The 23852-nt window shown below is 71.4% G+C and carries 17 protein-coding genes and 1 pseudogene; 5 read left to right on the forward strand and 13 right to left on the reverse strand.

Features of this window, described 5'->3' with window-relative positions; genetic code table 11:
• Positions 1-5: 5 nt before the first annotated feature.
• Positions 6-1055, reverse strand: a complete 1050-nt coding sequence (locus OEIGOIKO_RS12350) for an agmatine deiminase family protein (RefSeq protein ID WP_125054075.1) — start codon at positions 1053-1055, stop codon at positions 6-8.
• Between the two features lie 374 nt (positions 1056-1429).
• Between OEIGOIKO_RS12350 and OEIGOIKO_RS12355 the strand changes: the two genes are divergently transcribed.
• Together OEIGOIKO_RS12355 and OEIGOIKO_RS12360 are read left to right on the forward strand one after the other, a co-directional pair.
• On the forward strand, positions 1430-1792 hold the full coding sequence (locus tag OEIGOIKO_RS12355) for a hypothetical protein (RefSeq protein WP_125054076.1): 363 nt from the start codon (positions 1430-1432) through the stop codon (positions 1790-1792).
• 287 nt (positions 1793-2079) lie between these two features.
• Positions 2080-2421, forward strand: a complete 342-nt coding sequence (locus OEIGOIKO_RS12360) for a hypothetical protein (RefSeq protein WP_218039990.1) — start codon at positions 2080-2082, stop codon at positions 2419-2421.
• A 71-nt stretch (positions 2422-2492) separates the two neighbouring features.
• Here the strand turns inward: OEIGOIKO_RS12360 and OEIGOIKO_RS12365 are convergent, their stop codons facing one another.
• Together OEIGOIKO_RS12365 and OEIGOIKO_RS12370 are read right to left on the reverse strand one after the other, a co-directional pair.
• Positions 2493-3578 carry a branched-chain amino acid aminotransferase gene (locus OEIGOIKO_RS12365; RefSeq protein ID WP_125054077.1) on the reverse strand — a complete coding sequence of 362 codons (1086 nt, stop codon included), beginning with the start codon at positions 3576-3578 and terminating at the stop codon, positions 2493-2495.
• A gap of 315 nt (positions 3579-3893) precedes the next feature.
• A complete protein-coding gene (locus OEIGOIKO_RS12370; protein ID WP_125054078.1) occupies positions 3894-4934 on the reverse strand; it encodes a 3-isopropylmalate dehydrogenase in 1041 nt (346 codons plus the stop codon).
• Positions 4935-5063: 129 nt separating this feature from the next.
• Here OEIGOIKO_RS12370 and OEIGOIKO_RS12375 point away from each other — a divergent pair, with 129 nt between their 5' ends.
• Positions 5064-6635, forward strand: coding sequence for a purple acid phosphatase family protein (locus OEIGOIKO_RS12375; protein ID WP_125054079.1), 1572 nt, complete (start codon positions 5064-5066; stop codon positions 6633-6635).
• Positions 6636-6726: 91 nt separating this feature from the next.
• On the opposite strand, the gene OEIGOIKO_RS43505 is transcribed toward OEIGOIKO_RS12375, so the two are convergent.
• Positions 6727-6858, reverse strand: coding sequence for a hypothetical protein (locus OEIGOIKO_RS43505; RefSeq protein ID WP_274535863.1), 132 nt, complete (start codon positions 6856-6858; stop codon positions 6727-6729).
• 354 nt (positions 6859-7212) lie between these two features.
• On the opposite strand from OEIGOIKO_RS43505, the gene OEIGOIKO_RS12380 reads away from it, so the two are divergent.
• Positions 7213-7827, forward strand: a complete 615-nt coding sequence (locus OEIGOIKO_RS12380) for a Uma2 family endonuclease (protein ID WP_125054080.1) — start codon at positions 7213-7215, stop codon at positions 7825-7827.
• Between the two features lie 68 nt (positions 7828-7895).
• On the opposite strand, the gene pruA is transcribed toward OEIGOIKO_RS12380, so the two are convergent.
• Both pruA and OEIGOIKO_RS12390 read right to left on the reverse strand, forming a co-directional pair.
• Entirely contained in the window at positions 7896-9527 is a 1632-nt protein-coding gene (gene pruA, locus OEIGOIKO_RS12385; protein ID WP_125054081.1) for an L-glutamate gamma-semialdehyde dehydrogenase, read from the reverse strand.
• A 108-nt stretch (positions 9528-9635) separates the two neighbouring features.
• Positions 9636-10562 carry a proline dehydrogenase family protein gene (locus OEIGOIKO_RS12390; RefSeq protein WP_125054082.1) on the reverse strand — a complete coding sequence of 309 codons (927 nt, stop codon included), beginning with the start codon at positions 10560-10562 and terminating at the stop codon, positions 9636-9638.
• Positions 10563-10828: 266 nt separating this feature from the next.
• Here OEIGOIKO_RS12390 and OEIGOIKO_RS12395 point away from each other — a divergent pair, with 266 nt between their 5' ends.
• Entirely contained in the window at positions 10829-12139 is a 1311-nt protein-coding gene (locus OEIGOIKO_RS12395; protein ID WP_125054083.1) for a helix-turn-helix domain-containing protein, read from the forward strand.
• 579 nt (positions 12140-12718) lie between these two features.
• Here the strand turns inward: OEIGOIKO_RS12395 and OEIGOIKO_RS12400 are convergent.
• From OEIGOIKO_RS12400 to OEIGOIKO_RS12430, 7 genes and pseudogenes are all read right to left on the reverse strand, one after another.
• Entirely contained in the window at positions 12719-13360 is a 642-nt protein-coding gene (locus OEIGOIKO_RS12400; protein ID WP_125054084.1) for a TetR/AcrR family transcriptional regulator, read from the reverse strand.
• Positions 13361-13596: 236 nt separating this feature from the next.
• Positions 13597-14577, reverse strand: coding sequence for a PRC and DUF2382 domain-containing protein (locus tag OEIGOIKO_RS12405; protein WP_125054085.1), 981 nt, complete (start codon positions 14575-14577; stop codon positions 13597-13599).
• Positions 14578-14839: 262 nt separating this feature from the next.
• Positions 14840-16432 carry a phosphoglycerate dehydrogenase gene (gene serA / locus OEIGOIKO_RS12410; protein ID WP_125054086.1) on the reverse strand — a complete coding sequence of 531 codons (1593 nt, stop codon included), beginning with the start codon at positions 16430-16432 and terminating at the stop codon, positions 14840-14842.
• Positions 16433-16731: 299 nt separating this feature from the next.
• Complete coding sequence (gene ilvC / locus OEIGOIKO_RS12415) at positions 16732-17730, reverse strand: ketol-acid reductoisomerase (RefSeq protein WP_030018316.1); 999 nt, start codon at positions 17728-17730, stop codon at positions 16732-16734.
• Positions 17731-17868: 138 nt separating this feature from the next.
• Positions 17869-18393, reverse strand: coding sequence for an acetolactate synthase small subunit (ilvN, locus tag OEIGOIKO_RS12420; protein WP_030018315.1), 525 nt, complete (start codon positions 18391-18393; stop codon positions 17869-17871).
• Between the two features lie 45 nt (positions 18394-18438).
• Positions 18439-20304, reverse strand: coding sequence for an acetolactate synthase large subunit (locus tag OEIGOIKO_RS12425; RefSeq protein ID WP_125054087.1), 1866 nt, complete (start codon positions 20302-20304; stop codon positions 18439-18441).
• Positions 20305-20512: 208 nt separating this feature from the next.
• Positions 20513-23535 (reverse strand): annotated as a pseudogene (locus OEIGOIKO_RS12430) (putative bifunctional diguanylate cyclase/phosphodiesterase).
• Positions 23536-23852 lie beyond the last annotated feature (317 nt).

Consider the following 23852-nt stretch of genomic DNA (forward strand, 5'->3'; position numbering starts at 1 on the left):
GAACGTCACACTGCGCCCGCCTTGGGCTGCTGCTGGGTGATGCAGTGGATGCCACCGCCTGCTGCGAAGATCGTACGGGCGTCGACCGGTGTCACCGTCCGCTCCGGGAACAGCCGCCGGAAGATCGCGGCGGCCTCCTCGTCGCGCGGGTCATCGAAGGCGCACAGCACCACGCCGCCGTTGCACAGGTAGTGGTTGATGTACGAGTAGTCCACCAGCTCACCCTCCACCTCGACGACGGTCGGCGCCGGCACCTCGACCACCTCCAGCCGTCGCCCGCGCGCGTCGGTCGAAGCGCGCAGCAGCCCGACGATCTCCTGGCACACCTCGTGGTCGGGATGGGCCGGATCCGGCTGGACGTGCGCGACGACGACACCGGGCCGGGCGAACGCCGCGACGATGTCCACATGCCCCCGCGTGCCGAACTGCCCGTAATCGGCGGTCAGTCCGCGCGGCAGCCAGATCGCCTTCGTCGTACCGAGGCAGGCGTGCACCTCCGCCTCGGCCTCCTCCTTCGTCCGCCCCGGGTTGCGTCCGGGGTCGAGCTGCACGGTCTCCGTCAGCAGGACCGTTCCCGCGCCGTCCACGTGCAGGCCGCCCCCCTCGTTCACCAACGACGACCGGTACGTACGAGCCCCGGCCAGCCCGGCCACGTACGCACCGACCTCGGCGTCCCGCTCCCAGCGGGCCCAGTCCTGCCCACCCCACCCGTTGAACACCCAGTCGGTGGCGGCCAGCCGCCCGGCCCCGTCCGTCAGGAACGTCGGCCCGATGTCCCGCATCCACGCATCGTCCAACGGCCGCTCGACCACCTCGATCCCCGGCCCGAGCAGCTGCCGCGCCCCGTCCCCCTGCCCGGCACCCGCCACAACCGTGACCGCCTCGAACCGGCGCACGGCCCGGGCAACACCGGCCCAGACCCGGCGAGCCTGCTCCAGCCCCTCACCACCCACCTCACCAAAGGTGGCGTTGGGCCCGGGCCAGGCCATCCACGTCCGGTCGTGCGGAGCCCACTCGGCAGGCATGCGGAAGCCGTCGGCGGCGGGGGTGGTCATGAGCGGGGTCCTCCGGAGTCGGGACGGGAGAGGGGCCGGGTGCGGTCGGGCGGGGCGGGGCCGGGCGCCCGGGGTGGGGCGAGGCGGCCCCCGTCCGGACCGCCCCGCGACCTGTATGCGGCGCCGTACATCACCGCTTTAGTGCGGCACTCTAACTCTGTTCTCGGAGAGTGCCAAGCACTCGGGCAACTACGGCTTCACTCCTATAGAGCGGCACTCAAACATGCACGACACCGTGCGCCGCTCGACAGCGTCACCCCGCCCCGGCATGGCCCCACCGGCACCTGGGCAGCGATGGGTAAGACCTCCGGGCGGTACGTCGCGAGGGTCGCAGCGGGAACTTCCGGGCCTCGGCACCAGCGGTGGAGGAACGCATGGAAGCACAGCGCATCGCCTTCTCCGTGATCGCCGCACTGGCCGTACCGGCAGGTTTGCACTGGCACAGGAAACTGCCCTGGCATGCCGTCCTGTTTTCCCTCGTCTACACCTCGCTGGCGCTCCTGCCGACCGGCCGTTCCCTCGAAGTGTGGACCTTGCTGGGCGCGACGACATTGCTCAGCTTCGCCCTGTCCCTCCTGTCCAGGCCATGGCCGCCGGGCTCGTACCGCATCGCGATATCGCTGCCCTCATTCACCATTTCCACCTATGCCGGGATCGCGGTACTCCTCATCGCGGCAGTGGTTTACGCCTATACCGATATCGGCGTCGCGACCGGGTGGCTCACAGCGACTCTGTAAAACGGCCACGTGTGGATCGTCCTCTCCTGAGGCTTGACCGCCGTATTCGGTTCGCAGCGGACCGTCGCCCGGATCGTGAAACCTCAGGTCGACCACATCGAGAGCCGCATGACATCCGGGACGCTCGGTATCGAGGTACCGAGGACGGGCAACCGGCCGGGCCGCGGGGCAAACGCGGCATGGCCCGGGGCCGGGCGGCACCGGTTCGGCGGGGGGCCGTACGAGTTGCTTCCGGGGCACCGCCCCTCGTCCTGCCGGATACGTCCGGTTCGCATGCTTACGATCCTGTGGGCAGCGAGCCCCTGCCGGCGCACGGCATCAGGCCGGACATCGGCGACCTCGATGTCGTGGCCCGGGGAGCCGCCTGGAAACGGGCGGCCGGTCTGGGTGATCCGGTCCCGGCACCGCTGGGATACGTCGATCACGTCCTGTTCTTCTCCGGCGACATCGAGGTGCTGAACGGCTGGTTCGAGTACGACGTCGACGAACTGATCGAAGAAGCCGACGTATTCTGCGGCCTGAATTTCTCCCCGCTCATAAGGGTGCTGGAGTGGAAAACACAGCTGGCCCGGAAAAAGGACCGGGCCGACATCGAGGCTATTCACCGGTATCTGCGTACGCACCCGTGAAAGGCGCCCGGAAATGACGAACGGCCGCCCGGCGAAAAACCGGACGGCCGTTCGTTGTCGTGCGAGACGGATCAGCCCAGCGGATGCATCCACCCGTGCGTGTCGGGGGTGGCGCCGGTCTGGAGGTCCAGGAGGGCCTTGCGGAGCTTCATGGTGACCTCGCCGGGCTTGCCGTCGCCGACGGTCCAGGAGGCGGCCTCGGACTTGACGGAGCCGACGGGGGTGATCACGGCGGCGGTGCCGCAGGCGAAGACCTCGGTCAGGGAGCCGTCCTCGGTGGCGGCCTTCCAGTCGTCGACGGAGATGCGGCCCTCGGCGGCCTCGTAGCCCAGGTCGGTGGCGATCTTCAGGAGGGAGTCGCGGGTGATGCCGGGGAGGAGGGAGCCGGACAGCTCCGGGGTGACGATCTTGTTCCCGTACACGAAGTACAGGTTCATGCCGCCCATCTCCTCGATCCAGCGGCGCTCCAGGGCGTCCAGCCAGACGACCTGGTCGCAGCCGTGCTGGGCGGCCTGCGCCTGGGCGACGAGGGACGCCGCGTAGTTGCCGCCGGTCTTGGCGGCGCCGGTGCCCCCGCGCACGGCGCGCACGTACTCCTGGGAGAGCCAGACCGAGACCGGCTTGACGCCGCCGGTGAAGTAGGCGCCGGCCGGCGAGGCGATCACGATGAACAGGTACTCGTTGGCGGGCCGGACGCCCAGCCCGACCTCGCTCGCGATCATGAAGGGGCGCAGGTAGAGCGACTCTTCGCCGTTGGTCGGCACCCAGTTCTTGTCCTGCTTGACCAGGGCGTCGCAGGCCGCGACGAACGTCTCGACGGGCAGCTCGGGCATGCCGAGGCGGCGGGCGGACGCCTGGAAGCGCCGGGCGTTGGCGTCCGGGCGGAAGGTGGCGACGGTGCCGTCGGGCTGGCGGTACGCCTTCAGGCCCTCGAAGATCGTCTGCGCGTAGTGCAGCGTCATGTTGGCCGGGTCCATGGACAGCGGGGCGTACGGCACCAGCTGGGCGTCGTGCCAGCCGCGGCCTTCGGTCCACTTGATCGTCACCATGTGGTCGGTGAAGTACCGGCCGAAGCCGGGGCTGGCCAGGGCCCGCTCCCGCTCCGCGTCGGAGAGCGGGTGGGAGGAGGGCTTGAGCTCGATCGTGGGCGTCGTCATGAGTGCGTGTCCTTCACCGGTGAGGTTGTGGGGCCGCGCTCACGAAGTCCTTGTCGGTACAGGACGTCCGGTATTTCCCCTCGTACAGCGGCTCCACGTTCGATTATCGCTCCCGAGGTGCCGGGGACGGAAATGCCGTGGTGCGGGAAGGGTGGGACGCCGGAGTTCCGAGGGCGGGTCCGTGGGCGCCTGCCAGGGGTCGATGGTCGCACCCAACCCGGCGGTAGCACAGTCGCGGACCTGCGTGACAGCGCCGGGCACAGGTGCGGCCCGGCGCTGTCGGTCAGCGCGTGTTCGCTCGGCGAGCGGCGGGCCTCAGCCGGCTACGCGCGTGGCGAGCGCGTCGCCGATCTCGCCGGTGGTGCGGGGGGTCTGGTCGCGCGCCGCGAGGTCGGCGGCGACGGCCTCCTCGATACGGGCCGCCTCGGCGTCGTACCCGAGGTGGCGCAGGAGGAGGGCGGTGGACAGGACGGTGGCCGTGGGGTCGGCCTTGCCGGTGCCCGCGATGTCCGGCGCCGAGCCGTGCACCGGCTCGAACATGGACGGGAAGGCGCCCGTGGGGTTGATGTTCCCGGAGGCGGCCAGGCCGATGCCGCCGGTGACGGCCGCGGCGAGGTCGGTGAGGATGTCGCCGAAGAGGTTGTCGGTGACGATCACGTCGAACCGCTCGGGCTGGGTGACGAAGAAGATCGTCGCCGCGTCGACGTGCAGATAGTCGGTGGTGACCTCGGGGTACTCCTCGCCCACCTGGTCGAAGATCTTCTTCCACATGTGACCGGCGTGCACCAGGACGTTGTTCTTGTGGACCAGCGTCAGCTTCTTGCGCGGCCGCGCGTCGGCCCGCTCGTACGCGTCCCGGACCACCCGCTCCACGCCGTACGCGGTGTTCAGGCTGACCTCGGTGGCGACCTCGTGCGGGGTGCCGGTGCGCAGGCTGCCGCCGTTGCCCGTGTACGGACCCTCGGTGCCCTCGCGGACGACGACGAAGTCGATCTCGGGACGGCCGGCGAGCGGCGTCGCGGTGTTCGGGAAGAGCTTGGAGGGGCGCAGGTTGACGTAGTGGTCGAAGGCGAAGCGCAGCTTCAGCAGCAGGCCGCGCTCCAGGATTCCGGACGGTACGGACGGGTCGCCGATCGCGCCGAGCAGGATCGCGTCGTGCTCCTTGAGCGACTCCAGCTCCGCGTCCGGCAAGGTCTCGCCGGTGGCGTGCCATCGCCGGGCGCCGAGGTCGTACTCCTTGGTTTCCAGCTTGACGTCCTGCGGGAGGACCGCGCCGAGGACCTTCAGCCCTTGGGCCACGACCTCCTGGCCGATACCGTCACCGGGGATCACTGCGAGGCGAATGCTGCGAGACATGGCTGGACCCTACTCTTCGTCCCAGTGGTTGACACGTGGCGTCCGGCATACGGACACATGGGCAGCCGGACACCTGCCGTTCACCCGCCGGGCCCCGACCGGTCGGACAGTGCTGCGACGTTGCGATCCATGGACACACCACGCGTGGGCATCCCCGAACGGCTCGCCGGCCGGATGAGCATGCCCGAGCAGCACGAGTACCTCCGCACGAAGCTGACCCGCCGCGGTCTGCTGCGCACCTCCGCCGCGACCGCCGGCGCCGTCGCGGGCGGCGGCCTCCTGGCGGGGCCCGCCCAGGCGGCCGCCCCCTCCCCCACCCTGCTCTCCTCCCCCGCCACCGGTGCCGTGCACGGCTCGCTGGTCGCGCCGTTCGGCCGGCACCTGGCCTTCGGCGCCGACCCCCGGCACCAGATGCGCGTCTCGTGGCAGGTGCCGTTCGCGGTCAAGCACCCGTTCCTGCGCGTGGGGCTGCGCCCGTGGGACCTGAGCCGCAAGATCCACGCCGAGGTACGGGACCTGCACACGCCCGCGCTGAGCAAGAAGCTGCCCGCGGTGGACCAGTACTACCTGCACGCGGCGCTCGACGGCCTGCGTCCCGGCACGACGTACTACTACGGAGTCGGCCACGACGGCTTCGACCCCGCCGACTCCCGGCACTTCGGCACCCTCGGCACCTTCCGCACCGCCCCGGCCCGCGCCGAGCGGTTCGTCTTCACCGCCTTCGGCGACCAGGGCGTCAGCTACCACGCCCTCGCCAACGACCAGCTCATCCTGGGCCAGAACCCGTCCTTCCACCTGCACGCCGGCGACATCTGCTACGCCGACCCGGACGGCAGCGGCACCGACCACGACACCTACGACGCGCGCCAGTGGGACCAGTTCCTCGCGCAGACCGAGTCGGTGGCCAAGACCGTGCCGTGGATGGTGACGACCGGCAATCACGACATGGAGGCCTGGTACTCCCCCAACGGGTACGGCGGCCAGCGCGCCCGCTGGAGCCTGCCGGACAACGGCCCGGACGCCGAGAACGCGCCCGGCGTCTACTCCTTCACCTACGGCAACGTCGCCGTCGTCGCGCTCGACGCCAACGACGTCTCGTACGAGATCCCCGCCAACCTCGGCGTCACCGGCGGCAAGCAGACCAAGTGGCTGGACCGCAAGCTCGGCGAACTGCGCGCCGCGCGCGGCATCGACTTCATCGTCGTCTTCTTCCACCACTGCGCCTTCTCCACCACCAACGCGCACGCCTCCGAGGGCGGCGTGCGCGACGCCTGGCTGCCGCTCTTCGAGAAGCACCAGGTGGACCTGGTGGTCAACGGTCACAATCACGTCTACGAGCGGACCGACGCCATCAAGGGCGGACGGGTTTCCAAGAAGATGCCCATCGGCGAGACGGTGGACTCCTCGCGCGAGGGCATCGTGTACGTCACCGCGGGCGGCGCGGGCAAGTCGCTCTACGACTTCCCGGTGCCCGACAGCTACGAAGGCCACGTCAAGGACCTCGACCACGTGGACACGTACCACTGGACCGAGGGCAAGGTGAAGGTCAAGGAAGCCGCGCAGTGGTCGCGGGTCCGCTACACCGGCTACTCCTTCATCGCCGTCGAGGTGCTGCCGGGCCACCGGCCGCGGATGAAGGTGACGGCCCTCGCCGAGTCCGGCGAGAGCATCGACCGCTTCGAGGTCACCCGGCGCCGCTGAGCACGGCCTCTGAGCACGGCAGGGGCGGGCGTGCCCGCGCGCTCGGCGCGCCGCACACCCGCCCGCCGGTGCCCTCCGGGCGGCCCCGGGCTCAGTGCCCGGTCGAGCCGCCGTTGTCCCGGCGGTCGAGCGCCCGCTGGAGCGCCGCGGCGGCGTTCTTGCGGTCGGCCTCGCCGGTCGCACGGGCGGAGTGACGGATCCTGCGGACAGCGGTCTTGGTCATGATGCGCCTCCAATGCCAAAGCCCCGAGAAGATGAACGGAAGCGTCCTTCCGGAAACGGCCGACATACGCGGGGGCCACGGCGCCGGCAGGGATCACCTGCGCACACGCACCGGGCCGCACCCGCCGCCGCTCGATGGAGCGGAACGTTCGGCTCCTACAAAGCTAAGCCAGCGGAGCCGTGATGTCTGCACAATTACTTGGGCTTCCTACTATCTGAGACGGGCTATGGCCTGAGCTGCTCGTTCGAGTGATCGTCCGACGAACGGCAGCGGCGGGCGAACACGGCTCCGTAGCGTGGCGGCGTAGCTTGTGCCATGGGGCCGGGCACGCCCGATGCACGGAGGAGCCACGCCATGGCCTTGCGCGACCCCGACGTTCCCTCGGAACTCGAAGAGGCCAGGTGGCAGGCGTGGAAAGCTCTGGAGACCCCCGAAGGCTTCCGCACGGAGATCGTCGAAGGGTTCATCGAAGTGTGGCGGACCGGGCACCTCGCGCAGGCCGGGAGAGCCAACAGGCTCCGCGATGCTCTCAGCCTGCACCTGACCGGCACCCCGTACGTGCCCTACCAGTGCATGTACGTGGTGCACCGCCGCAACGTCTGGATGCCGGACGTCCTGATCGCGCTCAGGGACACCGATGAGGACGATGTCCAGGACGACATCGGCATCCGTGCGTCCGCCGTGCCCGTGATCGCTGAAGTGGTCGCCCCCGACCAGGACGGCATCACCCGCGACCGCGACCGCAAGCGCCGCGCCTACGCGCGAGCGGGCATCCCCGTTTACGTCCTCCTGGACACCTACGACCGTCGCGGCACGGTCACCGTATTCACCACCCCTTGCCCCGGCGAAGCCGACTACGCCGCCGGACACCGTGTCCCCTACGGCACCGACATCACCATCCCCGAAGGCCCCGCCAAGGGCTTCGTCATCGACGCCTCGATCACCGGCCCCCAACGCAACGACACCTGACCCCACGCCGACGGCCCGGCACCCCCACCAAGGGAGCGCCGGGCCGTCGGCGTCATGCGGCTACCGCATCAGCCCATGTGCGGGTACCGGTAGTCCGTCGGCGCGACCATCGTCTCCTTGATGGCGCGGGGGGACATCCAGCGGAGCAGGTTGAACTTCGAGCCCGCCTTGTCGTTGGTGCCCGAGGCGCGGCCGCCGCCGAAGGGCTGCTGGCCGACGATGGAGCCGGTGGGGCGGTCGTTGAGGTAGAAGTTGCCGGCCGCGAAGCGGAGCTTCTCCGACGCCGCGACGAGGACCTGGCGGTCCTGGGCAAGGACGGCGCCGGTCAGGGCGTACGCCGAGGCGGACTCCATCTGCTCCAGCATCGCGTCGAAGTCGGCGTCCTCGTAGACGTGGACGGCGATGATCGGTCCGAAGTACTCGGTCTTGAAGACCTCGTTCTCCGGGTCCGAGCAGGCGATCACGGTCGGGCGCACGAAGTAGCCGACCGAGTCGTCGTAGCTGCCGCCCGCGACGATCTCGCAGGTCGGGTCCTCCTTGGCGCGGTCGATCGCGGCCTTGTTCTTGGCGAAGGAGCGGTCGTCGATGACGGCGCCGATGAAGTTCGACAGGTCGCTGACGTCACCCATGGTGAGGCCCTCGACCTCCGCCACCAGGTCGTCCCTGAAGCCGTTCTCCCAGGTGGAGCGGGCGATGTAGGCGCGGGAGGCGGCGGAGCACTTCTGGCCCTGGTACTCGAACGCGCCGCGGGTGATCGCCGTCTTCAGGATCGCCGGGTCCGCGGTCGGGTGGGCGACGATGAAGTCCTTGCCGCCGGTCTCGCCGACCAGGCGCGGGTAGGAGCGGTAGTTGGTGATGTTCTCACCGACCGCCTTCCACAGGTACTGGAAGGTGGCGGTGGAGCCGGTGAAGTGCACGCCGGCCAGCTCCGGGTGCGGCAGCGCGACCTCGGAGACCTCCTTGCCGTCACCGGTGACGAGGTTGATGACGCCCTTGGGCAGGCCGGCCTCCTCCAGGAGCTGCATGAGCAGGATCGCGGAGTGGGTCTGCGTGGGCGACGGCTTCCAGACGACGACGTTGCCCATCAGGGCGGGCGCGGTCGGCAGGTTGCCGGCGATGGCGGTGAAGTTGAAGGGGGTGATCGCGTAGACGAAGCCCTCCAGCGGGCGGTGGTCCAGGCGGTTCCAGACACCGTTCGGCTGGACGGGGGGCTGCTCCTGGAGCAGCTCGCGCGCGAAGTGGACGTTGAAGCGCCAGAAGTCCACCAGCTCGCAGGGCGCGTCGATCTCGGCCTGCTGGGCGGTCTTGGACTGGCCGAGCATCGTGGAGGCGGCGATGGTCTCGCGCCAGGGGCCCGACAGCAGGTCGGCGGCCTTGAGCAGGATCGCGGCACGGTCGTCGAAGGACATCGCGCGCCAGGCCGGGGCGGCGGCCAGGGCGGCGTCGATGGCGTCCTGGGCGTCCTGGCGGGTGGCGTTGGCGTACGTACCGATGACGGCCTGGTGGTTGTGCGGCTGCACGACGTCGAAGCGCTCGCCGCCGCCCATCCGCTTCTCGCCGTTGATGGTCATCGGCAGGTCGATCGGGTTGCCGGCCAGCTCCTTGAGCTTGGCCTCCAGGCGGGCGCGCTCCGGGGAGCCGGGGGCGTAGCCGTGCACCGGCTCGTTGTACGGGGCGGGGACGTGGGTCACGGCGTCCATGTCGGCCGTCTCCTTCGGTCGGGGGTGTGCGGGTACGTCAAGTTGTGGGCGCCGGGTCACGGGGGCGGCCCGGCGCGTGCGGTCCGGCCGCGGGGCCGGCCACCCGGCTCAGCTCTTGGTGACGAGCGAGCGCAGGAAGAACGCGAGGTTGGCGGGGCGCTCGGCGAGGCGGCGCATGAAGTAGCCGTACCAGTCCGTGCCGTACGGGATGTAGACACGCATCCGGTGACCCTCGGTGACCAGGCGCTCCTGCTCGGCCTCGCGGATGCCGTACAGCATCTGGAACTCGTACTCGGCGGGCTTGCGGCCGAAGCGGCGGCCCAGTTCCTGGCCGATCGCCACCATGCGGGGGTCGTGCGACCCGATCATCGGGTAGCCCTCGCCGGCCATCAGGATCTTCAGGCAGCGTACGTACGCCTTGTCGACCTCCCGCTTGTCCTGGAACGCGACCGTCGCGGGTTCCTTGTAGGCGCCCTTGACCAGGCGCACGCGGGAGCCTTCCCCGGCGAGCGCGTGGCAGTCGTCCTCGGTGCGGAACAGGTAGGACTGGAGCACCGCGCCGGTCTGCGGGAAGCGGGCGCGCAGTTCGCCGAGTATCGCCAGGGTGGAGTCGACCGTGGTGTGGTCCTCCATGTCCAGGGTGACCGTCGTGCCGGCCTCGGCGGCGGCCTCGACGACCGGCGTGACGTTCTTCAGGGCCAGCTCGTGGCCGCCGGGCAGGGCCTGGCCGAAGGCGGAGAGCTTGACCGACATCTCGGCGCGCTCGCCGAGGCCCAGGTCCTTGAGGGCGGCGGTCAGCTGGAGATAGGCGTCGCGGTTGCGCAGCGCCTCGGCCGGGTCGGTGATGTCCTCACCGAGGTGGTCGAGGGTGACCTCCATCCCGCGGTCCGCCAGGGACCGCACGGCGGCCATCGACGCGTCCAGCCGCTCACCGGCCACGAACCGGTCGACGACCGGACGGGTGACCGGGGCCGCCGAGACGACTCGGCGGATGCTGTCGCTGCGGGCTGCTGCGAGAAGCACGGGACCCAGCACGGGGCACCTCCACGATTCAAGATGACAAGCCGGGCGGGCGCCTGGCAGGCGGGCGCGACGGCGAGATGAGCCACCTGAAACTTAAGGATCTCGCCAGTTCGCGGCCATCGACAGCTGTCTGGCCTTCGTGGCCGGGATCTCAGACAGATGTATGACAATGGAGGGGGACCACAACGGCACCGGAGGGCCCGGCCTCCCCGGTGGCCGCACGGACAGCGACGGCCGTACGGCTCGAAAGCGCCAGCCGGAAAGGAGCCATACGGCACATGCGGGGCGACTATCAGCAGCTCGTGGACGAGATCTCGGCCGCCCTCGGCGCCCCGGCGACCCTGGAGGACCGCGACTTCGGCCTGATCGCCTTCGGGGCGCACGAGGGCGACGACGACCTGGTCATGGACCCCGTACGGACCCGCTCGATCCTCCAGCGCCGCTCGACGGCGGCGGTACGGGCCTGGTTCGAGGCGTTCGGCATCGCCCGCGCGAAGACGGCGCTGCGCATTCCGCCCGACCCGGCCGCCGGGGTCTTCAAGGGCCGGATCTGTCTGCCCGTACGCCATCGCGGCATCGTGCACGGGTATGTCTGGCTCCTGGACGACGGCCACCTGACCGACCTGGAGCTGGGCGGTGGCGGCGCGCCGCCGGACCCCCGGATCGAGCAGGCGATGGAGTCGGCCTCCGGCATCGGCGCCCTGCTGGCGGCGGAGGCCCGCGCGGGCGCCGAACTGGGCGACCTGCTGCGCGCGCTGCTGGTCTCGCGTCCCACGGAGCGCACCGCCGCGGCGGCCGCGCTGCGCGACGGGCTGCGGTCCGCGGCGGACGCGCCGCTGCTGGTGGTCGCGGTGACGCCGTGGGACGTGCCGGAGGCCGATCACGCGCCGCTGCCGAACCTGCCGGGGCTGCTGGCCGCCTGCGCGCTGCCCGCCGGGAGCGGGGCGGCCGAGGAGGTGCCGGCACCGGCTTCGGGCACCCCGTCGTCCACCCCCGGAGGACGGCGATCCGCCACCGTTCCGCCGTCGCGGGCGGCCGCCGACGCCCCCTCACTGGCGGCGCTCGTACGGCTGCGTTCGCCGTCGGCCCTCGCCGCGGCCCACACGGTGGCCGAGCACCTGCTGCGCTCGCCGCGCGCGGGCGGCAGCTTGGCGCCGGCCGGGGCGGACGTCCGTACGCTGCCCGGCGCCGCCGGACTCGGCACGCCCGTGCGGGACTTGGCCGGTCTGCCCACCGCCTGGCACGAGGCGCTGGCCGCGGCGCGGGCCGCGCGCGCCGAACCCCGGCTGGGCCCGGTGGCCGAGTGGGACGCCATCGGCGCGTACCGCCTGTTGACGGGTCTGCCGTCGGTCGAACCGGACCCGCCGGTACGACCACTGCTGACGCCCGCGCACACTGAACTCGCCCGTACCGCCGAGGTGTTCCTCGACTGCGCGGGCCAGGCGGGCCGCGCGGCCCAGGCGCTCGGCATCCACCGGCAGACGCTGTACTACCGGCTCGGCCGCGTCGAGAAGCTGACCGGACTCGACCTGGACGAGGGCGGCGACCGCCTGCTGCTCCACATGGCGCTGAAGACGGCGCGGCTGTGAGGCGTCCACGGACAGGGTTTTGTTGAGTACTGGACAGGCGGCGGGTCCGGACGGACGATAAGACTCTGCGGCCGGTACCCGTGCAGCGGACACGAGACCGCGGCTACGGGGTGCCCGCCCGCAAAAGATGCGGCCGCCGCCGGGAGAAGAACCGGAACCGGCGGCGACCGACTGCCGGGCGACGGGGCTCCTCTTCCCCCTCACCTGGCACGATCCGCCCTTCCTGGTGGGCCGGGGGCGCGCGGGAGGACCCCAGGCTGGTGATGGCCGGGAAGGGCGGGGCCGGAGGCGCGTGTTCGCTGCGTGGCGCGGATCTCCGGCCGGTCTTGGGTGCGGACTGCTCGGCGACCTCTGGGTCTGGGAGATCCGGGCCCGGCGGCAGCTGCTGCCTGGTCCCGTACGGCGAGCGTAGAGCGCGGCGGCGCGACCGGACAAGGGCCGGTCGGTCAAATACCGAACGCTCTCGGCCGGTTGACCGGTGCGGGCGGACACCGGCGCCGGGCCCGCGGGCGGCCCGGGTACGGTCACGAGGCGGGCGGCCAGGGCGCGGCGAGCAGGCCGGCGGGCGGCCGGGTACCGTCAGGAGGTGGCCGCTCCGCCGCCCGTGCGCTCCTCCCCCGGTCCGCGCACCGTCGCGGGAAGCACCGTGCCGGAGAGCACCCGCCGCATCGCCTCCACGAGGTCGCCGCCCGAGGGCAGCGCCGCCGGGGAGACCAGGGACTGCACCATCAGACCGGTGAGCAGCGCCTGGTAGAAGGAGCCGACGACGCGCGCCGACTCCGCGTCCACCTCGGTGTCCGGTACGTTCTCGAAGACCGCGACCAGCCCTTCGCCGCCCTCCGGCAGGACGGTGGCCAGCGCCGCGCGCAGTTCGGGATCGCGGGGCAGCAGACCGAGCACCTCGACCTGGGAGGCCACGAAGTCGCGCTGCTCCAGGAAGCTCCGCAGGATGCGGTCCCACCCGGCCGCGAAGCGCTCCACGGGGTCACCGGCCGCTTCCCCGCCGCCCGCCTCCTCCGTACCGGCGAGCCCGGCGCCCCACTCCTCGACGGACTCCACCAGCGCCTGGCGCATCAGGACGTCCTTGGAGCCGTAGTGGTAGCCGATGGACGCCAGGTTGGTGCCGGATGCGGCCACGATGTCGCGGGCGGTGGTGCGCGCGTACCCCTTTTCCAGGAGGCAGCGCTTGGCCCCTTCCAGCAGGTCTTCACGGTGTCCCATGCGGTCAGCCTATGCCCGGCGGGCAGCGGTACCGGACGCGGTATGCCGGGCAGGCGTACGGGCGAAGCCCGGCCGGTCGTCGGCCGTACGGAACCCGGCCACCGACGACGGCAGCACGGAGCGAGCCCGGCCGCCGACGGCAGTACGGAGCCCGGCCCGCCGCGCTGAGGGTGCGGCGGGCCGGGCCCGTGGTGCGGCGGACTGCCGGAAGCGGCGGCGCCCAGGGTGCCGGCGCTCTACCGGCCCCGCTCGGTGCCCGGACCGCCGCGGCCCCGCTCGGGCCCCTGGCCACGGCCGCGCCGGTCACGTCGGCCGGTGCCCTTGCCGTCGTCGAACTCCACCTCTTCCCGGTGGACCTCGGTGTTGACCTCCTGCTGCTCGGTGACCCGCTCGGTCTCCAGCCGGATCCGCTCGACCGGCACGTTCTCCTTGCGGACGACGACCTGCTCCTCGTAGAGCGTGACGTCCAGCTCACCGTCGCCCAGCTCCGGCTGCCGGCCCCGCGCCTTGCGGCGGTCCTCTTCGGTGATCTTCTCGCGCCGGATGCGTGCCTCGTCGTGGCTGACGGGTACGGAGCGGTGCACCTCGCCGGTCTCCACATGCTTGCGCAGCCGGGCGTGGCCGCTCTCGTGCGCCTCGGTGCCGATCTCGACGTGCTCCTCGGAGATGAGCATCTCCGGGTTCTGTTCCTTGGACCGCGCGGCGTCGTCCCGGCCGCGGGACATCGCCATCGCACCGGCCCCGGCCCCCGCGCCCGCCAGCGGCGCGGACTCGGTCCGCTCCCGGCGGCGCTCCTCGGGCCGGTGCATGCCGGCCGCCCCGGCGGCACCGGCGGTGCCCATCCCGGCTCCGGTGGTCGTGGTCCGCCCGGGGACCGTGCCGGTCGGTGCGGTCCCCGGCCGGGACATCCCGTAATGCCGGTAGAGCCGCTCCTCCTCGGCCGGTTCCAGGTGCCCGTCCGCGTCGATCCGCGGGGCGTCCTTGATCTGGTCCTTGGTGTACGGAACCTGCAGTTCGTCGCCCACCCGCCGGCCTCCGGCGAGCGGTACGAAGGTCTCCTTCATGCCGAACAGGCCGGTGCGCACGGTGATCCACTCGGGCGCGTCGGTGGCGTCGTCCCGGTAGATCTGCTGGACCGAGCCCACCTTGGTGCCCTCCGCGTCGACCACGTTCATCTTGGTCAGATCCTGAGGGTTCTCACCCAGGGGTGCGTTCATGGCGTCGCTCTCCTTCCGCACGCGCCGGCAGGGGGCACGCGCAGTTCCCATTGCGCGCCGCCCCGCAGCGCGCAGCGAGTCGGAAAACCCCCGGGACACCGGCTCGACGGCGAGTTTGCGGGGCGCCCGGCTTCGGTCCGCACTAGGCCGAACGGGTGATGGACCGACCGCTCCCCCACCGTCGCGAGTGCCGCACGGCAGCGGGCCCGGGTCCCCGCCGCAGCGGGGCCCGGGCCCGGTGTCGGACGTCCGCGGCCGTGGCTCAGTCCGTGAGGTTGACCGCGCGCGCCGAGGTGGCGCCGATCTCGTCGGCGATCTCGGCGAGCACCGGCGCCGGGATCGTGTCGTCGACGGTCAGCGCGACCAGCGCCTCGCCGCCCGCGTCGGCCCGCGAGACCTGCATGCCCGCGATGTTGATGCCCGCCTCGCCGAGGATCCGGCCCAGCGTGCCGACGACGCCGGGGCGGTCGCCGTAGCGCAGGAAGGCCATGTGGTCGGCGAGCGCCAGGTCGATGGAGTGCTCACCGACCGCGACGATCTTCTGCTGGTTCTTGTTGCCCGCCAGGGTGCCGGAGATCGAGATCTCGTCGCCGCCGGACAGGGTGCCGCGCACCGTGACCACGTTGCGGTGCTCGGCCGACTCGCTGCTGGTGGTCAGGCGCACCTCGACACCGCGCTCCTGCGCGAACAGCGGGGCGTTGACGTACGAGACGGTCTCGGCCACCACGTCCTCGAACACGCCCTTGAGCGCGGACAGTTCCAGCACCTTGACGTCGTGCTGGGTGATCTCGCCGTACACCTCGACGTCCAGACGGACCGCCACCTCGCCCGCCAGCGCGGTGAAGATCCGGCCCAGCCGCTCGGCCAGCGGCAGCCCCGGCTTGACGTCCTCGGCGATCACGCCGCCCTGGACGTTGACCGCGTCCGGCACCAGCTCGCCCGCCAGCGCCAGGCGCACCGACTTGGCGACCGCGATGCCCGCCTTCTCCTGCGCCTCGCCCGTCGAGGCGCCGAGGTGCGGGGTGGCGACGACCTGGTCGAACTCGAACAGCGGGGAGTCCGTGCAGGGCTCGCTGGCGTAGACGTCCAGGCCCGCGCCGGCCACCCGGCCTTCCTTGAGGGCGCTGGCCAGCGCGGTCTCGTCCACGATGCCGCCGCGCGCGGCGTTGACGATGCGCACCGTCGGCTTGACCTTGTGCAGCGCCTCGTCACCGATCAGGCCGAGGGTCTCGGGGGTCTTGGGGAGGTGGACGGTGATGAAGTCCGCGACCTCCAGCAGCTCGTCCAGCGAGACCAGCTTGACGCCCATCTGCGCGGCGCGGGCCGGCTGCACGTACGGGTCGTACGCGACGATCTTCATGCCGAACGCCGACATCCGCTGCGCGACCAGCACGCCGATCCGGCCGAGGCCGACCACGCCGAGGACCTTCTCGGACAGCTCGACGCCGGTGTACTTGCTGCGCTTCCACTCGCCGTTCTTCAGTGCGGTGTTCGCCTGCGGGATGTTGCGGGCGGTGGCGACCAGCAGGCCGCAGGCCAGCTCGGCGGCGGTGACGATGTTGGAGGTCGGCGCGTTGACGACCATCACGCCGGCCTTGGTGGCGGCGGAGACGTCGACGTTGTCCAGGCCGACACCGGCCCGGGCGACGACCTTGAGCTTGCGGGCGGCGGCGATGGCCTCGGCGTCGACCTTGGTCGCGCTGCGCACGAGGATCGCGTCGACGTCGGCGATGGCGGGCAGCAGCTCGGCGCGGTCGGCGCCGTTGCAGTGCCGGATCTCGAAGTCCGGACCGAGGGCGTCGACGGTGGCGGGCGACAGTTCCTCGGCGATCAGTACGACAGGTTTCGAGCTCACGTGGTCTTCAGTCCTCACTAGTCCTGGGGGCCCCACCCGTGCCCCTGATGGCTACGGGGAGGACGGCCGTCCCGACGGCCGAAGGCGGTGAAGGGGGCAGCCGCGTGGAAGACGCACGACGCTGTGAGCCTGACGCGCTTGTGGTGTGCAGTGTAGTGGTGGCCCCCGGCCGTTCATCCGCCGTTTCGGAAGGATCACCCGGTAGTGGTGCGACGCGGTGGACAACACCGTGGCGGGGGCCGGGCGCCGGTCATGGCGAACGGGGCCGCGGCGGCTGCCACGGCCCCGTGCCGTACGGCTTACTGCTCGTCGTCGACCCAGCTCATCAGCTTGCGGAGCTTCTTGCCGGTGGTCTCCAGCAGGTGGTCCTCGTCGGCCTTCTTGTACTCGTTGTACTTGGGCAGGCCGGCGTTGTACTCCGCCATCCAGTTGTTGGCGAAGGTGCCGTCCTGGATCTCGGCGAGCACCTTCTTCATCTCGGCCTTGGTGGCGTCGTTGACGATCCGCGGGCCGGTGACGTAGTCGCCCCACTCGGCGGTCTCGGAGATCGACCAGCGCATCTTCTCCAGGCCGCCCTCGTACATGAGGTCCACGATCAGCTTCAGCTCGTGCAGGCACTCGAAGTAGGCGATCTCCGGCTGGTAGCCGGCCTCGACCAGGGTCTCGAAGCCCGCCTTGACCAGCGCCGAGGCACCGCCGCAGAGCACCGCCTGCTCACCGAAGAGGTCGGTCTCGGTCTCCTCGGTGAAGGTGGTCTTGATGACGCCGGCGCGGGTGCCGCCGATGCCCTTGGCGTACGACAGGGCCAGCGCGAAGGCGTTGCCGGAGGCGTCCTGCTCGACGGCCGCGATGCACGGCACGCCGCGGCCCTCCTCGTACTGGCGGCGCACCAGGTGGCCCGGGCCCTTGGGGGCGACCATGCACACGTCGACGTTCTCCGGCGGCTTGATGAAGCCGTAGCGGATGTTCAGGCCGTGTCCGAAGAACAGCGCGTCGCCGTCCTTGAGGTTGTCCTTGACGGACTCCTCGTAGACCTTCGCCTGGATCGGGTCCGGCACCAGGATCATGATGACGTCGGCCTCCGCCGCCGCCTCGGCCGGGCTGACCACGCGCAGCCCCTGCTCCTCGGCCTTGGACTTCGACTTCGAGCCCTCGTGCAGACCCACCCGGACGTCGACGCCGGAGTCCCGCAGGGAGAGGGCGTGGGCGTGGCCCTGGCTGCCGTAGCCGAGAACCGCGACCTTGCGGCCCTGGATGATGGACAGGTCGGCGTTGTCGTCGTAGAACAGCTCGGCCACTTCGGGTATCTCCTTGGATCTAGCTGGTTGCCCGACACATTACGTCGGGCTCATGAGGAAGGGTTCGGGGGTCTCGCGATACGGTCCGCCCGGGCCCGGACACGTGGCCCGGGCGGGCGCGGACACCGGGCGGCCGCCTCAGGCGGAGCGGTCCAGGGCCCGCAGCGAGCGGTCCGTGATGGAGCGGGCGCCGCGCCCTATGGCGATGGTGCCGGACTGCACCAATTCCTTGATGCCGAACGGCTCCAGCATCTTGAGCATCGCTTCGAGCTTGTCGCTGCTGCCGGTCGCCTCGATGGTCACCGCGTCCGGGGAGACGTCGACGGTCTTGGCGCGGAAGAGCTGGACGATCTCCACGATCTGCGAGCGGGTCTCGTTGTCGGCGCGCACCTTGGCCAGCACCAGTTCCCGCTGGACCGCGGCGCCGGGCTCCAGCTCGACGATCTTTAGCACGTTGACGAGCTTGTTGAGCTGCTTGGTGACCTGCTCCAGCGGGAGCGACTCGACGCTCACGACGATGGTGATGCGGGAGATGTCGGGGTGCTCGGTGACGCCCACGGCGAGCGAGTCGATGTTGAATCCGCGGCGGGAGAACAGCGCGGCGATCCGGGCCAGGATGCCGGGGGTGTTCTCCACCAGGACGGAGAGCGTGTGCTTGGACATGGTCGGTCTTCTCTCTTCTATCCGCGTGTCTCGCGTCCCGGCGTCTCAGTCGTCTTCGGTGTCGCCGAAGTCGGGGCGGACCCCGCGGGCCGCCATGACCTCGTCGTTGGAGGTGCCGGCCGCGACCATCGGCCAGACCTGGGCGTCCTCGTGGACGATGAAGTCCACCACCACCGGGCGGTCGTTGACGGCGTTCGCCTTGGCGATCACCGCGTCCAGCTCGGCCGGGTCCTCGCAGCGCATCGCGACGCAGCCCATCGCCTCGGCCAGCTTGACGAAGTCCGGGACCCGGGTGCCGGCGCCGGCCACCTCCGCCGTGGCGGCGCAGTCCTCGGGGCCGCTGTGCAGGACGGTGTTCGAGTAGCGCTGGTTGTAGAACAGCGTCTGCCACTGGCGGACCATGCCCAGGGCACCGTTGTTGATGATGGCGACCTTGATCGGGATGTTGTTCAGCGCGCAGGTGACCAGCTCCTGGTTGGTCATCTGGAAGCAGCCGTCGCCGTCGATCGCCCAGACCGTACGGTCCGGCCGCCCGGCCTTGGCGCCCATGGCGGCCGGCACGGCGTAGCCCATCGTCCCGGCGCCGCCGGAGTTCAGCCAGGTGGACGGCGTGTCGTAGTCGATGAAGTGGGCGGCCCACATCTGATGCTGACCGACACCCGCCGCGTAGATGGTGCCCTCGGGGGCCAGCTCGCCCAGGCGCTGTATGACCTGCTGCGGGGCCAGGCTGCCGTTGTCCGGGTGGTCGTAGCCCAGCGGGTAGGTCTCGCGCCAGCGGTCGAGGTCCTTCCACCAGGCGGTGTAGTCGCCGGTGCGGCCCGCCGCGTGCTCGGCCTGGAGGGCCACGATCAGGTCGGCGATGACCTCGCGGGCGTCGCCGACGATCGGCACGTCGGCCGCGCGGTTCTTGCCGATCTCGGCCGGGTCGATGTCGGCGTGCACGACCTTGGCGAACGGGGCGAAGGAGTCCAGCTTGCCGGTGACCCGGTCGTCGAAGCGGGCGCCGAGGGCGACGATCAGGTCGGACTTCTGCAGGGCGGTGACGGCGGCGACCGCACCGTGCATCCCGGGCATGCCGACGTGCTGCGGGTGGGTGTCGGGGAAGGAGCCGAGGGCCATCAGGGTGGTGGTGACGGGCGCGCCGGTCAGTTCGGCGAGCACCTTCAGTTCGGCGGTGGCGCCGGACTTCATCACGCCGCCGCCGACGTACAGGACCGGCCGGCGGGCCTCGGTGATCAGCTTGGCGGCCTCGCGGATCTGCTTGGCGTGCGGCTTGGTGACCGGGCGGTAGCCGGGCAGGTCGGTGTGCGGCGGCCAGGAGAAGGTGGTCGGTGCCTGGAGGGCGTCCTTGGCGATGTCCACCAGGACCGGGCCGGGACGGCCGGTGGAGGCGATGTGGAACGCCTCGGCGATGGTGCGGGGGATCTCGGCCGCGTCGGTGACCAGGAAGTTGTGCTTGGTGATCGGCATCGTGATGCCGCAGATGTCCGCCTCCTGGAAGGCGTCGGTGCCGATCGCCTTGGAGGCGACCTGGCCGGTGATCGCGACCATCGGGACGGAGTCCATGTGGGCGTCGGCGATCGGGGTGACGAGGTTGGTGGCGCCGGGGCCCGAGGTGGCCATGCAGACGCCGACCTTGCCGGTGACCTGCGCGTAGCCGGTGGCGGCGTGGCCCGCGCCCTGCTCGTGGCGGACCAGGACGTGGCGGACCTTCGAGGAGTCCATCATCGGGTCGTACGCGGGGAGGATGGCGCCCCCCGGGATGCCGAACACGGTGTCGGCCCCGACCTCTTCGAGCGAACGAATGAGGGACTGCGCGCCCGTGACGTGCTCCACGGCGGTCGCGGGTGCTCCGCCGGAGTTACGGGCCCGCGGCTGCGGATGGTGGGCCCCGGTGGCCTGCTCGGTCATCTGCGTCTCTTCTCGAAGCTGAGGGTTTTGATGGGGTATGGGAGTAGTTATGCAACAAAAAACCCCTCGTGCCAGGAGGCAAGCGAGGGGAGCGCGCCGGTGCGGAGCGCTGGGTTTTCTCAGTGACCCAGCTTCAGCCGACGCGCTTTCCAAGTACGAGAATTCGGGTGCGCATGGAACTGACCCTCCCCCTGGTGCCAGGGGAGTGTCAAGTGGGTGGGACGGAGGTCTCACTATTTGGGCGCAGCGGCGGGCTGGCCAGCGCCGTCTCCGCCCCGTCCCGGCCGTCACCCGGCCCGAATCGCCTGGGCAGTTCGCCCGGCACCCGTCCGGGTGACACCGGTTCGCGCCCCTTCTTGACGTGGCGTACCGGCAGGCCCGTACCGCTGAGCACCACCTCCCGGCCCTCGCTGCCCGGGCCCGGTACCGCGTAGCCGCCCTGGGTGAGCGCGTGGCGCAGCCGGTGCTCGTCCAGCGGCCCGGAGAAGGCCATGCCCTGGCCGTGCGTACAGCCCATGGCGCGCAGCGCGACGATCTGCTCGGGCAGGTCGACGCCGTCGGCGACGGACTGCATGCCGAGGTCGGAGGCGATCCGCAGCAGCCCCGAGGTGATCTTGTGCAGCCGGGCGGAGTCCACCACACCGTCGACCAGATCGCGGTCCAGCCGCAGCACGTCGACGGGCAGCCGCCGCAGTGCTCCGATGGCGGCCGCGCCGCTGCCGAAGCCGTCCAGGGCGATGCGCACCCCCAGGCGGCGCAGGGCGACCAGGCGGCGCTCCAGCTCCTCCAGCGGTATCCGCGGATCGGTGTCGGCCAGCTCCAGTACCAGCGAGCCGGACGGCAGGCCGTGCCGGGACAGCAGGGCCTCGATGCTCTTGGGTGGCAGGGCCCGGTCGAGCAGCCGGTGCGCGGAGATCCGGACGGCCACCGGGACCGGATGGCCCGCCCGGTGCCGGCCGGCGGCCTGCTGCACCGCCTCCTCCAGCTGCCAGCGGCCCAGCTCGGCGGTGCGGTCGCCGTCCTCCTTGAGCCGGCCGCGGTCGCCGACCCGCAGGAACTCGGCGGGGGTGAAGAGTATGCCCTGGGCGGAGCGCCAGCGGGCCAGGGCGGCGACCGCCGTGATCCGGCCGCCGGCCAGCTCCACCACGGGCTGGTGCAGCAGCGCGAACTCGCCGTCGTGCAGGGCGGTGCGCAGCTTGGTGGCCAGCTCGGCGCGGCGCACCACGTCGGCCTGCATCTGGGGTGCGTACAGCTTGACGCAGCCCTTGCCGGCCTGTTTGGCGCGGTACATCGCGAGGTCGGCGTTGCGCATCAGGGGCCGGGGGTGATGCCCGGCTCGGCGAAGGCGACACCGATGCTGGCGGCGACCCGTACGTCCCGGCCGTCGATCTTGTACGGGTCGGAGAGCCGGATGCGCAGCCGGTCGGCGACCTCCAGGATGCGGTGCTCGCGCGCCGCGTGGTCGCGGGAGCCGTCGCCCATGATCAGCGCGGCGAACTCGTCGCCGCCCAGCCGCGCGGCGGTGTCCCCGGCCCGCACGGATTCGGCCAGTCTGCGGGCGGCCTGGATCAGCAGCTCGTCCCCCGCCTGGTGCCCGATGGTGTCGTTCACCTGCTTGAAGCCGTCCAGGTCGATGTAGAGCACGGCGGTGCCCGGATCGGTGGCGCGGCGGCCGGTCAGTGCCTGGCTGACCCGTTCGGTGAACAGCGCCCGGTTGGGCAGGTCGGTGAGCGCGTCGTGCGAGGCGTTGTGCTGCAACTGGGCCTGGAGGCGGACGCGTTCGGTGACGTCGCGGGAGTTGAAGATGAGGCCGCCGTGGTGGCGGTTGACCGTGGACTCGACGTTGAGCCACTTCTCGCCGCCCGCGCGGTGTTCGCCCGCGCGGAAGCGGCACTCGATACGGGTGGTCGGCTCGTCCTCGGGCCGGGCGGCGAGGAATCTGCGCACCTCGTGCACCACCCGCCCCAGATCCTCGGGATGGATCAGGGAGGCCAGCTCGGAGCCGACCAGTTCCTCCGCGTCCCGGCCGTAGACCCCCGCGGCGGCGGGGCTGACGTAGCGCAGTATCCCGGTCGGCGCGGCGATCATGATGACGTCGCTGGAGCCCTGCACCAGCGACCGGAAGTGGTTCTCCTTCTGGGCCAGTTCCTGCGTGAGGGTGATGTTGTCGAGCAGCATGATGCCCTGGCGGACGACCAGGGCGAGGACGACCGTGCAGCCGGTGAAGAGCACCACACGGTCGATGCGGCGGCCGTCCAGGACGTTGTACAGGATGCCCAGCGTGCAGACGGCGGCGGCCAGGTACGGGGTGAGCGCGGCCAGCGAACCGGCGATGGGCCGGGTGGCCGCCGCGGTGGCCGCGGAGGTGCCGGTGGCCGGCGGGGTACGGGGCGCGGCGCGCTCGGGAGCGGCGGCCGCGGTGTCGCCGCCGGGCAGCCGCCGGGCCACCCAGGGCGCGTACGTGAGCAGCATCGAGCCGGCGAACCAGCCGGCGTCCAGGATCTGCCCGGAGCGGTAGTGCTCGCGCAGCAGCGGCGAGCTGAACAGCGCGTCGCACAGCACCGTCAGGGCCAGCGCCGCGATGGCGGTGTTGATGGCCGAGCGGTGCGCCGAGGAGCGCTTGAAGTGCAGGGCCAGCACCATGCTCACCAGCACGATGTCCAGCAGCGGATACGCCAGCGCGAGCGCGCCCTGCGGCACGCTCTGGCCCTGGAAGTGCGCGGTGTGCGCGAGCGCCAGGCTCCAGGAGAGCGTCAGCAGCGAGCCGCCGATCAGCCAGGCGTCCAGCCCCAGGCACACCCAGCCGGCCTTGGTCACGGGCCTCTTGGCGAGCACGAGCAGGCCGACGATGGCCGGTGGCGCGAACAGCAGGAAGCAGAAGTCGGCGAGCGACGGGCTCGGCACCGGCTCACGCAGCACGACCTCGTACCAGCCCCAGACGCCGTTGCCGATCCCCGCCATCGCGGAGGAGGCGGCGAACAGCAGCCAGGCGGGTCGAAACCGGCCGTGGTGCCTGCGGGAGTACAGGAAGCAGGAGACGGCCGCCGCGAAGGCGGCCACGCTGAGGCCGAAGTCGCCCATGAAGAGCGCGAGTTCCGGCGATCCCCAGCCCAGGGCGGCGCCCACCGCGTAACCGCCGCAGACGACCGCGAGCACGACCTGCGGCACCACGCCCGGTGCGCCGCCGGCCTGCACCGGCGGCCGGGTGAGGACCGCGCCCGTGGCGCTCACCGCCCTCTCCTCCCGCCCACCGCGCGACATCGTCGTGACCGGTGCGCGCACGGCGCCCGGCGCGCCCATGGACCCGGAGGTGTCCCCCCGGGGGATTGCGGAGTGCCTGTCCCGTGCGTCGTCCATCGGCCGTACATCGCCCGTCGCCCCCCTCGGTTCCGGTCTTTCGCGCTGCGCCGCATCACTGCCCGGCGCGGCCCCCGCTCGGACGATACACCAGGATCGTCACTCAGGGACATAGCCTCTCTACGCAGCGTGACTGTCAGTGGGATGCGGATACCCAGTGCAGTCGTACGGCCCCGTAGAGCTACCCGCAA

This window comes from Streptomyces paromomycinus (assembly GCF_003865155.1).
GTDB lineage: Bacteria > Actinomycetota > Actinomycetes > Streptomycetales > Streptomycetaceae > Streptomyces > Streptomyces chrestomyceticus.